The organism is Vibrio fujianensis (genome assembly GCF_002749895.1).
GTDB lineage: Bacteria > Pseudomonadota > Gammaproteobacteria > Enterobacterales > Vibrionaceae > Vibrio > Vibrio fujianensis.
The window spans coordinates 467-12,384 of sequence record NZ_NBUS01000039.1 but is presented as its reverse complement, the minus strand read 5'-3'; the positions used below and the strand labels follow the sequence as shown (position 1 = coordinate 12,384).

Annotated in this window: 8 protein-coding genes; 6 read left to right on the top strand and 2 right to left on the bottom strand. The window is 45.0% G+C overall.

Translation table 11 applies throughout. The features are described from left to right. Positions 1-398: discoidin domain-containing protein (locus tag B7C60_RS17880; RefSeq protein WP_245868567.1), on the top strand; the 398-nt coding region annotated here is incomplete at its 5' end. A 228-nt stretch (positions 399-626) separates the two neighbouring features. After that, entirely contained in the window at positions 627-4,064 is a 3,438-nt protein-coding gene (locus B7C60_RS04920; RefSeq protein ID WP_099610697.1) for a hybrid sensor histidine kinase/response regulator, read from the top strand. Positions 4,065-4,094: 30 nt separating this feature from the next. Here B7C60_RS04920 and gppA read toward each other — a convergent pair whose 3' ends face one another. Both gppA and rhlB read right to left on the bottom strand, forming a co-directional pair. Beyond that, positions 4,095-5,588: a guanosine-5'-triphosphate,3'-diphosphate diphosphatase gene (gene gppA / locus B7C60_RS04915; protein WP_099610696.1), complete on the bottom strand. Its 1,494-nt coding sequence runs from the start codon at positions 5,586-5,588 to the stop codon at positions 4,095-4,097. 7 nt (positions 5,589-5,595) lie between these two features. Continuing rightward, complete coding sequence (gene rhlB / locus B7C60_RS04910) at positions 5,596-6,894, bottom strand: ATP-dependent RNA helicase RhlB (RefSeq protein ID WP_099610695.1); 1,299 nt, start codon at positions 6,892-6,894, stop codon at positions 5,596-5,598. A gap of 112 nt (positions 6,895-7,006) precedes the next feature. On the opposite strand from rhlB, the gene trxA reads away from it, so the two are divergent. The 4 genes from trxA (at position 7,007) to fre (ending at position 11,746) form a co-directional block, all read left to right on the top strand. Further along, on the top strand, positions 7,007-7,333 hold the full coding sequence (gene trxA, locus B7C60_RS04905) for a thioredoxin TrxA (protein WP_099610694.1): 327 nt from the start codon (positions 7,007-7,009) through the stop codon (positions 7,331-7,333). 189 nt (positions 7,334-7,522) lie between these two features. Continuing rightward, positions 7,523-8,782: a transcription termination factor Rho gene (gene rho, locus B7C60_RS04900; RefSeq protein ID WP_099610693.1), complete on the top strand. Its 1,260-nt coding sequence runs from the start codon at positions 7,523-7,525 to the stop codon at positions 8,780-8,782. A 170-nt stretch (positions 8,783-8,952) separates the two neighbouring features. Then, positions 8,953-10,803, top strand: coding sequence for a 4-hydroxy-3-polyprenylbenzoate decarboxylase (gene ubiD, locus B7C60_RS04895; RefSeq protein WP_099610692.1), 1,851 nt, complete (start codon positions 8,953-8,955; stop codon positions 10,801-10,803). Positions 10,804-11,038: 235 nt separating this feature from the next. Next, on the top strand, positions 11,039-11,746 hold the full coding sequence (fre, locus tag B7C60_RS04890) for an NAD(P)H-flavin reductase (RefSeq protein WP_099610691.1): 708 nt from the start codon (positions 11,039-11,041) through the stop codon (positions 11,744-11,746). The last annotated feature ends 172 nt before the right edge of the window (positions 11,747-11,918 follow it).

Genomic DNA, 11,918 nt, shown 5'->3' with positions numbered 1-11,918 from the left:
CGCAACATTTTGTCATCGATCTGAACGCTGATTTTATGGTCAGTGGCTTTAGCTATGTTGCACGGCCTGGTGCGGGAAACGGCGCGATTGGTGATTATCGTCTCTCTTTATCTGAAGATGGTCAGAACTTCACCGAAGTGTCGGTAGGTACTTTTGAGCAGCGTGATGGCGTGCAAAAATTACAATTTTCGCCACATCAAGCGAAATATCTGAAATTTGAGGCGTTATCGGGCGTAGGTGATTTTGTCTCAGCCGCTGAGTTTGATGTATTTGCTCAGAAAGTGAAGAGCAAGACCCCAATCGAACCGGAGTTGTCATCCAGTTCAGGTGGAAGTATGGGACTGTTCTATTTAGGAGGCATGTTCCTGGCTGGTTTGGTTCGCTACCGTAAACGTTAATTTTAATCGACATAATCGCTCGTTTATATTCATCTTATTGGATTTAGAGCGCAATCCTCCGTGATGCTTGATTCGAAGTATTGCGGAGGATTCATTTTTTCGGTTATAACTTAAACTAAAGAAACGACATTTCTCATACTTTCTAAAGTGATGGTGGTCGACGCTTAAATCCTCCTAGTTGAGAAAATGGCCTCCTTATCAATCGGGGCGACTACCCAAGGATAAATAATGCAAGGATGGTTAGTTATTCCAGTTTCGCTGGTTTATTTAGGCGTACTGTTTTTAATCGCGTGGTATGGCGATAGGCAAGCTAAGTGGTTAGCTCAGTGGCGGCCTTGGATTTATAGTTTATCGATTGCTGTTTATTGCACCTCTTGGACATTCTATGGAACAGTCGGCCAAGCCAGTGAGAATCCTTGGTCTTTTCTCCCCATTTATCTCGCGCCAATATTGGTTTTCTTATTCGGTTGGCGAATGTTAGCTCGGTTGATCTTAATCGCTAAGCGAGAACACATTACCTCTATCGCCGATTTTATTGGCGCGCGGTATGGCAAATCGCAAGGATTAGCAGTAGCCATTACCTTGATTGCGGTAGCAGGAATTTTACCTTATATCGCGTTGCAACTGCGTGGGATCACCATGGGGCTTAATGTGGTTGCCCCTGATTTATATGCAGAACTGGGCTATCAAGACAATCATGTCTCTTGGTTTGTGGTCTTGGCTTTGGCGCTGTTTACCATGCTATTTGGCACGCGACATATCGATAACACGGAGCATCACCGTGGCATGATGATGGCGATCGCCTTTGAGTCACTCGTTAAGCTATTCGCATTTTTAGTGGTAGGCGTGTTTATTGTTTTGCTTATTTTTGGCAAGCAAGACATTGATTTTCTAAGTCATGTGCAACAAACCTATCAAGCACCCAATTGGCCGACACTCCTGGTTCATACTGTTTTGACGATGCTAGCCATTATTTGTTTGCCTCGGCAATTTCATACCATGATTGTCGAAAATGAACGAGCCCAAGATCTGCACACCGCTCGCTGGTTGTTTCCACTTTATCTTTTATTAATGGGCGTGTTTGTGCTGCCAATTGCTTGGGTAGGACAAATTTTGTTACCGAATGGCTCTCCAGATACCTTAGTGTTGAGCATTCCCATGCAGGTTGGCGCAGAGCAGATCGCATTGTTGGCCTTTTTAGGGGGAACCTCTGCTGCCTCTGGTATGGTGATTGTTTCAACCATTGCTCTTGCCATTATGGTATCCAATGATTTGGTGATGCCGTTGTTACTGCGTCGTATGCGATTAACACATCGCAACCATCGCCATTTTTCGGGCTTGTTGGTGATTATTCGTCGTACCTTGATTTTGTTATTGTTGATGGGAGCATGGGGATTTTATCTTGCACTGGATAGTATTCCGTCTCTTTCCGCGATTGGCTTTCTCTCTTTTTCTGCAATTACCCAATTTGCCCCCGCCTTATTGGGAGGGATGTATTGGCGGGAAGGCAATCGTAAAGGCGTTTATGTTGGCTTAGCCGTTGGATTCATACTGTGGTTAATTACCTTGATGACCGCGACTCAGATGCTGGCCGGAGATGCTGACAGTAATATTTTACTTTGGGTGATCACACCCCCTCAATCTTTAATGGCGGCTGGTATGAGTCCTATTGATTGGGGAATGCTATTGAGTGTCAGTTTAAATGCGTTGTGCTATGTGGTGGTGTCGCTTTTTACCCATTCTAGCTTGAGTGAACGTTTGCAATCGGCCTCTTTTATTGGGACGCCGTTACCTGAAAATGAGAATATGAGTTTGTATCAAAGTCGGGTAACGGTGGCTGAATTAGAAATGTTAGCGTCCCGTTTTGTCGGGCGACCAAGGGTACGGAGTGCCTTCGGGCAATATTGGCATCAACAGCAAGAAACCTTGCTGCCAAATCAGCAAGCCTCTTCTGGATTAATTCGTCATACTGAGCGAGTGCTAGCAGGTGTTTTTGGAGCCTCATCGGCGAAGTTAGTACTCACGTCAGCCTTGCAAGGGCGGAAAATGCAGCTTGAAGAAGTGGCGACGATTGTCGATGAGGCCTCTGAACTGTATGACTTTAGCCGTGGATTACTGCAAGGTGCGATTGAGCATATCGGCCAAGGGATTGCGGTCGTTGATAAGCAGTTAAGGCTAGTGGCATGGAATCAGCGTTATCTAGAACTGTTTGATTTTCCGGCAGGACTGATTCAGGTCGGGCGACCGATTGCCGATATTATTCGCCATAATGCCGAAAAAGGGCTATGTGGACCGGGTGATCCTGAAGAACATGTGCGTAAGCGAGTTTACTATTTAGAACAAGGTTCACGACATACCTCATCACGGATGCGTCCTGATGGTCGGGTGATTGAAGTACAAGGCAACCCAATGCCGGGAGGCGGGTTTGTCATGAGCTTTACCGATATTACGGTTTTTCGCAATGTGGAACGCAGTTTACAAGAAGCCAATGAGCATTTGGAAGAACGAGTGCTAGAGCGAACGCGTGAGCTAGAGAAACTCAACAAGCAGTTGGTATTAGCAACGCAACGCTCCGAACGAGAGTCTCAATCGAAATCTCGTTTTTTAGCCGCAGTCAGCCATGATCTCATGCAGCCCTTGAATGCTGCGCGTCTCTTTGCCTCGTCTTTATCTGAGGTGGCGAAGGAAGAAGAGTCGAAGCGGCTTGCTCATCATATTGAAAGTGCATTAAGTGCCGCTGAGGATTTGATTGGTGATTTATTGGATATTTCTCGTTTGGAATCGGGGAAATTAGATATTCAGCTGCAAAGTTTCGCTATTAAGGATGTTTTCACGAATTTAGATGCCGAATTTAGTGCGTTAGCGAAGCAACAAGCGATTGAATTTCATATGGTTCCCTCATCACTGTATGTGCGTTCAGATCCCAAGTTATTGCGTCGAGTTGTTCAGAACTTCTTAACTAATGCGTTTCGGTATAATCCCAAAGGACGAGTGGTACTCGGTGTGAGGCGCAGGCAAGGCAAGGTGCGCATTGATGTTTGGGATAACGGCATCGGGATTGAAGAAGATAAACAGCAAGAGATTTTTGAAGAGTTTAATCGAGGCGGACAAATTCGTTCCGATCAAGGGTTAGGGTTAGGATTGGCGATATCAAAAGGGATCGCCCAAGCATTGGGTCATGAAATTTCCATGCGCTCTTGGCCGGAGAAAGGAAGTGTTTTTTCCATCACCTTAGCGCGGGCGAGTGTAGCGGAGCAGATAATCCCTTCTTCGCTGGGGGGCAGCCCAGTTTCTGAGCTGAGTTATTTACGGGTTTTATGTGTGGATAATGAGGCCGATATTTTGATTGGGATGCGTGATCTGCTTGAGCGCTGGGGTTGTGAGGTAAAAACGTCTACCGATCTGTTATCTAGTTTAAAAGCACTCGATGATCAATGGATTCCGGATGTCATTCTATCAGATTACCGACTCGACAACGGTCGAACAGGATTAGAAGTATTACAGCAATGCCGTTTACGACTAGGAGAGGGGTTTCTCGGTGTGATTATCAGTGCTGATCGTAATCCGGATATTCTGGAGGGAATAGAATCTAACGGATTCAGTTTTATGGCCAAACCAGTTAAACCACTCAAATTAAGGGCTTTGCTTAATCAAGTTGGAGAATAAGCCCTTGGCATAGCAAGGGCTGGATGGGCGTTACTTGGTTACAATGGCGAGTGGCCAGCCAATATCCGTTTGTCGGTTAGCTTCCAACTCCAGTTCTGCATGAGTGAGCGGATTATCACGTAACCATTGCCCATCAAGAGTTAGCGTCAACTTATCTTCATCGGCACATAAAGTGAATTTCGGCTCTAAGGCTGGATTGCGTCGATGACTTAGCAAAATCGCAAGGCGCAACAAACGTAAGACACGTTTTGCACTGGTAGCAGATAACGCATGCTGTTCGGGCAGTGAAGAGAGAGTCTCTCGATAACGACGGGTTAGCTCTGCCAAATAGTGTTTTTGGGCACGAGTATAGCCTGGCAAGTCTAAATTTTTCAGTAGATAAGCACTGTGTTCGCCGCCTTTTTTGAAATCAATGGCCAGACCAATTTCATGTAACTGAGCAGCAGAGCGTAACAACATCTCGGCTTGAGGCTCTGGAATCCATTGTTCAGAACCACATTGCTGATAAAGCCGACTAGCCAGTGAAGCGACTTGATCAGCATAATGTTGATCGATTTGATAGCGGCTCTGTACACTGGCAATTGTGCGCGCGCGAATATCTTCTTGCCGGAGATCTTGCACCATTTCGTAGACCAGCCCCTCACGTAGTGCTCCACCCGCTAATGTCATCGCTTCAATGTCTAATGATTCAAAAATCGCAATTAAAATAGACAAGCCACTGGGGAAAACTAAAGCCCTCTCAAGCGTTAAGCCTTCTATTTCAAGCTCTTCAAGATGATCCGCTAACATAGCCTGTTTTTGTAAACGTTGGAGTTTCGCTAACGTAATGACCTCATCCATGCCTTGAGCCAACATGATTTCTTGTAGCGCTTGCACGGTACCACTTGCCCCAACGCAGACATTCCAACCCAATTGGCGATAGACCTCTAAGATGGGAGTCATCATCTGCTTGGCCGCTTGAATGGCATGGTCAAAGTTTATCGCCGTCAGTTGACGATCTTTAAAATGACGCTCCAACCAAGTCACACAACCCATTTTCAGGCTGGTTAAGGCTTTTGCTTCAAACCCTTCACCGATAATCAGTTCTGTACTCGCTCCGCCAATATCAACCACCAAACGACGACCCACACCACCAGATGTGTGTGCGACGCCTTTGTATATGGTTGCCGCCTCTTCTTCACCGGAAATGACCTCGATGGGATGACCTAAAATGGCATTCGCCTTGACTAAGAACTGTTCTGCATTGGTTGCGGTACGTAACGTTGCAGTACCGACGATACGAATGTGCTGCGCCGGAATGTCTTGTAATCGTTCCGCAAACAAGCTCAGACAATCCCAGCCACGCTGCATGGCATCCTGACTGAGAACATTATGTTCATCCAAGCCTGCCGCTAAACGTACTTTACGTTTAATTTTGGCCATCGTTTGTACGCTGCCATCAATATGGCGTACAACCAGCATATGAAAGCTGTTTGATCCGAGATCGATAGCTGCATACAATGGTGAAGAAGTACTTTGACTCATCGGTTAGTTACGAATCCTTTTTTGGACGTGGTGCTCGTGGACGACGCTGAGGCTTTCTGTTTCCTGAACGTGAACCCGCAGTATTGGTACGACGCTGTTGTGACGAACGCAGTGTTAACGGCTTGGGTAAATCTGTCAACAGCGCGCTGGCATCATATTCAGATACAGGGATGCTATGCTCAATATACTCTTCAATCGCAGGTAAATTGACGGCGTACTCTTCACAAGCAAAACTGATCGAAGAACCACTTTCCCCCGCTCGACCAGTCCGGCCAATACGGTGGACATAATCTTCGCTATCGTCAGGTAAATCATAGTTAAAAACATGCGTGACTAAGGGAATATGCAAGCCACGAGCCGCGACATCGGTCGCCACTAAAATATCCAATTCACCTTGGGTAAATTGTTCTAAGATACGTTCACGTTTTTTCTGCGGTACATCACCAGTCAGTAGCCCTACTCGATGTCCGTCAGCGGCTAAACTTCCCCAAACTTGTTCACAGCGATGCTTCGTATTAGCAAAAACAATCGCTTTATCTGGCCATTCTTCTTCAATAATGGTTTGTAAAAGTGCCATTTTATGTTCATTTGAAGGGTAGAACAGCTCTTCTTTAATGCGGTGACCGGTTTTTTGCGTCGCTTCCACGACCACATGTTCAGGGTTATGCATGTGTTCAAAGGCCAATTCTTGCACGCGATAAGATAATGTCGCAGAAAAGAGCATATTGAGGCGTTCTTTCGGTTCAGGCATGCGACGGAACAAGAAACGGATATCTTTAATAAAGCCTAAATCAAACATGCGATCGGCTTCGTCCAACACGACGGCTTGAATATGGTTAAGGTTGAACGCTTTTTGTTTATAGAAATCGATGATACGTCCAGTGGTACCGATTAATACATCGACGCCTTGCTGAATTTTAGTCAGTTGCTTATCGTAGCTTTCACCACCATAGGCTAGCGCGGTTTTTATACCCGTGGTGGCAATCAGTGATTCTGCATCATGATAAATCTGAATCGCTAATTCACGCGTCGGGGCCATGATGATTGCCCGAGGCTGGTTAGGTTTTCGTCCTTCCGCTTCAGGGGTTGTTAGTAAGTGATTAAAGGTCGCAGTAAGAAACGCAAGGGTTTTACCAGTGCCCGTTTGGGCCTGGCCTGCAATGTCTTGGCCGGTGAGCAGGACCGGCAACGCCAAGGCTTGGATCGGGGTGCAATATTCAAACCCTTTTTTATCCAATCCTTCAATGACTTGCGGGTGTAAACCGAAGTCGGCGAACTTTTGCTCTGTGATGTGTGTCTTTTTCATTGCTATAGAATATCAGCTTACACTTGCAATACGGAAGTAAATACATTCCAATAGAGCATCTAATTACTGGTTAGTATGCAACCAGTTCAGAAAAAACACATTGGAGTGGAAGATGAGTGATAAAATTTTGCAGCTTTCTGATGAAAGTTTTGAGAACGATGTGATCAAAGCTGCAGGCCCTGTTCTGGTTGATTTTTGGGCAGAATGGTGTGGTCCTTGCAAAATGATCGCCCCAATTCTGGATGAAATCGCAGACGAATATGAAGGCAAACTCACTATCGGTAAATTAAATATCGACCACAATGCCGGGACACCGCCGAAATTTGGTATCCGTGGAATTCCAACACTGCTGCTATTTAAAGATGGCAGTGTGGCGGCGACGAAAGTCGGTGCGTTATCAAAAACTCAGCTAAAAGAGTTTTTGGACGCGAACGTTTAGCGCAATGTATAAAACCGCACATGAGGTGCGGTTTTATTTTGCAAAAAACATTTTCTAGACTAGTCTGTTATTTAGTGCTAGTTTATCGCACGTTAATTAAACAAGTGTTCACTTCTTGGTCAATCCTGAGACCAAATCCATCTTAACTAGAAAATAGATCCTATTTTGACTAAACAAGTATCCACCACAATGAATCTAACAGAACTGAAGAACAGACCTGTGTCTGATCTTGTGAAACTTGGTGAGAGCCTAGGCCTTGAAAACCTCGCGCGTCTACGCAAGCAAGACATTATCTTCGCTATCTTAAAAGCTCATGCTAAAGGCGGCGAAGATATTTTTGGCGACGGTGTTTTGGAAATCCTTCAAGACGGCTTTGGTTTCTTACGCAGTGCAGACAGCTCATATTTAGCTGGCCCCGACGATATTTATGTATCACCGAGCCAAATTCGCCGTTTCAACTTGCGAACGGGTGACTCAATCGCTGGGAAAATTCGTCCACCTAAAGAAGGGGAACGTTACTTTGCACTGCTTAAAGTGAACACGGTTAACGACGACAAGCCTGATAACGCCCGCAACAAAATTCTTTTTGAAAACTTAACACCTTTGCATGCCAATGAGCGCATGATCATGGAACGTGGTAATGGTTCAACGGAAGATATTACTGCACGTGTTCTTGATCTTGCCGCCCCAATTGGTAAAGGGCAGCGTGGTTTGATCGTTGCGCCACCCAAAGCGGGTAAAACCATGTTGCTGCAAAACATCGCACAAAGTATCGCCAGCAATCATCCTGAGTGTGTTTTGATGGTATTACTGATTGATGAACGCCCAGAAGAAGTCACTGAAATGCAACGTTTAGTAAAAGGCGAAGTGGTTGCTTCCACCTTTGATGAACCTGCTTCACGTCACGTTCAAGTGGCCGATATGGTCATTGAAAAAGCTAAACGCTTGGTTGAACACAAAAAAGATGTTGTCATCTTGCTCGATTCGATTACTCGTTTAGCTCGGGCTTATAACACGGTGGTTCCTTCGTCTGGTAAAGTGTTGACCGGTGGTGTTGACGCCAACGCGTTGCATCGTCCTAAACGTTTCTTTGGGGCCGCGCGTAATGTTGAAGAGGGAGGCAGCTTAACCATTATTGCTACCGCTCTTGTTGATACGGGCTCAAAAATGGATGAAGTCATTTACGAAGAATTTAAAGGGACAGGTAACATGGAACTGCACCTTAATCGTAAAATTGCTGAAAAACGCGTTTTCCCTGCAATTGACTTTAACCGCTCAGGTACCCGCCGTGAAGAGCTATTAACTAAGCCTGATGAGTTACAAAAAATGTGGATTTTACGTAAGATCGTGCATCCAATGGGCGAAACTGATGCAATGGAATTCCTCATCGATAAGTTGGCAATGACCAAAACCAATGATGAATTTTTTGATGCCATGCGCCGACAATAACGCTTTATTAGATAAAAAAAACACCACTTAAATGAGTGGTGTTTTTTTATTCAGTCACGTCAGTTTGGAGGCTGAATAAAAATTACCTTCTAATTCGATAGAAAAGAGCGCTGAACTAAAGTGCTTTTTTGTTATACTAAATTCTAGGTAACCAGCGACCAAGAAAGCTTATGAATTTTAAGGATTTACGTGATTTTATCGACTATCTGGAACAGCATGGTCAGTTAAAACGTATTACCCATCCGGTTGACCCTCACTATGAAATGACCGAGATCAGTGATAGAACCTTACGTTTGAAAGGCCCTGCGCTGCTGTTCGAAAATCCTATTGGCTACGATATGCCCGTTTTAACCAATTTATTTGGCACACCTGAACGCGTTGCGATGGGGATGGGGCGAGAAAGCGTCCAAGATTTGCGTGAAGTGGGTAAATTGCTCGCTTATCTTAAAGAACCGGAACCTCCGCGAGGGTTTAAGGATGCGATAGATAAACTACCGGTTTTTCGGCAAGTGCTTAATATGCCTGTTAAGCGATTACGTAAAGCGCCTTGCCAACAAATCATTTGGCAGGGAGATAAGGTTGATTTAGATAAAATCCCAGTCATGAGTTGTTGGCCAAATGATGTCGCCCCTTTGTTAACCTGGGGGTTAACCATTACTCGTGGCCCGAACAAGAAACGGCAAAATTTAGGAATTTATCGACAACAGAAGATCGCCAAGAATAAGGTTATTATGCGCTGGTTAGCTCATCGTGGCGGTGCACTTGATCTGCGGGACTGGATGGAAACTCACCCTGGTGAACCGTTCCCAATTTCGGTGGCTTTTGGTGCTGATCCGGCAACCATTCTTGGTGCAGTTACCCCCGTGCCAGACACCTTGTCTGAATATGCCTTTGCTGGTTTATTACGTGGTAGTAAAACTGAGGTGGTTAAATCCGTCAGTAACGATTTAGACGTTCCCGCGAGTGCTGAAATTGTTCTCGAAGGTTATATTGACCCGAATGAGTTCGCTGATGAAGGCCCCTATGGCGATCATACTGGTTATTACAATGAAGTTGAGCGTCATCATGTCTTTACGGTGACTCATGTCACCATGCGTCAACAAGCGATTTATCATAGTACCTATACCGGACGGCCACCGGATGAACCAGCGGTGCTCGGTGTTGCGTTAAATGAAGTCTTTGTACCTATTTTGCAAAAACAGTTCCCTGAAATTGTTGACTTCTATTTGCCACCGGAAGGGTGCTCTTATCGCATGGCGGTAGTGACGATGAAAAAACAATATCCAGGTCATGCTAAGCGAGTGATGATGGGGGTCTGGTCATTTCTTCGTCAGTTTATGTACACCAAATTTGTGATTGTCTGTGATCACACCGTGGATGCGCGCGATTGGTCGTCAGTTATTCAAGCTATGGCTCAGTATATGCAGCCAGTACGAGATAGCTTGATGATTGAAAACACCCCTATTGATTCATTGGATTTTGCTTCACCTGTGGTTGGTCTAGGTTCAAAAATGGGCTTAGACGCGACTGAGAAATGGCCGGTCGAGTCGGCGAGTAACCTTAATAATATTCGACCGGTGACGCCGATCACTGAGGCTGATTTGCTGAAATTGAAGCAGCAACATAGCCAATTGCGCGAGATCTATTTACCACCAAGCGCCGACAATCAGTTCGTTTTACTCTCAATGGATAAAACCCAAGCCGGGCAATCAAAATTAATGCTTGAACAGGTATGGCAATATTTATCATATTTTACCGTTGTGAAATTTTTGGTGATTTGTGATGGAGACGTTAATGTGCATGATTGGAATGATGTCATTTGGGCGATAACCACTCGCATGGATCCAGCTCGTGATACGTTCAAACTGGATAATCAGGGTCGTGGCATATCGCCTCTTGCTTTAGATGCAACGAACAAATATCCAGGAGAAGTGGTTCGTGAATGGGGGACACCAATTAAGAAAGATGCTCAGCTAGTAGCTAAGATTGATCAACTTTGGCCACAATTAGCGATCAAATAATGCGTTGTTGACCTAGGCGCGTATATAGAGACGGGTTAGATCACTTTTAAGTTAACGATGGGGTGCTCAGTGGCTGGGTAACCGATATCGTCATTATTTTAATTTGCCACATAATATAGAGAATACCAGTCAGTGATGAATTCGCGCACTATGTACTGGTTAGTTTTTAGGCTATAGATAACTTGTTTTGTGGTCGTCAGCCTGAGCAAAACAAGTAAAAAGGAAGCTCAACACTATGCAATGTAAAGTTAAGTCTATTTCTCCTCTAGCGAGCCATACTTATCGCATTTTACTGCAGCCCGCGCAGCGATTAGATTTTAAAGCGGGACAATATGTTATGGTGATAATGGGAGAAAAGGACAAACGGGCATTTTCAATTGCTAATAGCCCTTGTCAACTGGAAGGAAACATCGAGCTGCATATTGGTGCTGCTGAGCATAATCTTTATGCGCAGCAAGTTGTCCAGCAGATGGAAACCGCATTGGCTGAGGGCAGTGATATCACTATTGATGCGCCTCATGGGGATGCCTGGGTAAGAGAAGATAGCCAGCGGCCACTACTATTAATCGCAGGCGGTACTGGGTTTAGTTACGTGCGTTCGATCTTGGATCATTGCTTAGCGACCCAACAAACGACGCCGATTCATCTTTACTGGGGAGCTAAGGATGAAAGCCAGCTTTATGCGCTGGAAGAATTGCAAGCGTTAGCTAGTCAATATTCCAATATGGATTTTATTCCCACAGTGGAAACGCCATCATCTGCATGGTCTGGCAAAGTTGGCAATGTATTACAGGCGGTGATGGCTGATTTTGAATCTTTAGCTGACTTTGATATCTATATCGCTGGCCGTTTTGATATGGCAGGAGCAGCAAGAGACCAATTTACTCAGCATAAACATGCGGTTAACGAGCGTATGTTTGCGGATGCTTATGCATTTATTTAAATTATAGTTCATAAAGTAATCAGAAAATGCCGTTTTGGTTGCTTTTTAGGCTGGTTGAGGTGTTTTTCCATTTTTTATTTAAAAAGCACTTGCCAAGCTAACCAAACTCCCTATAATGCCGCCTCACTGACACGGCAGACGCCGCAAGGCTTCAGGTAGTGTTAGTTGAGGG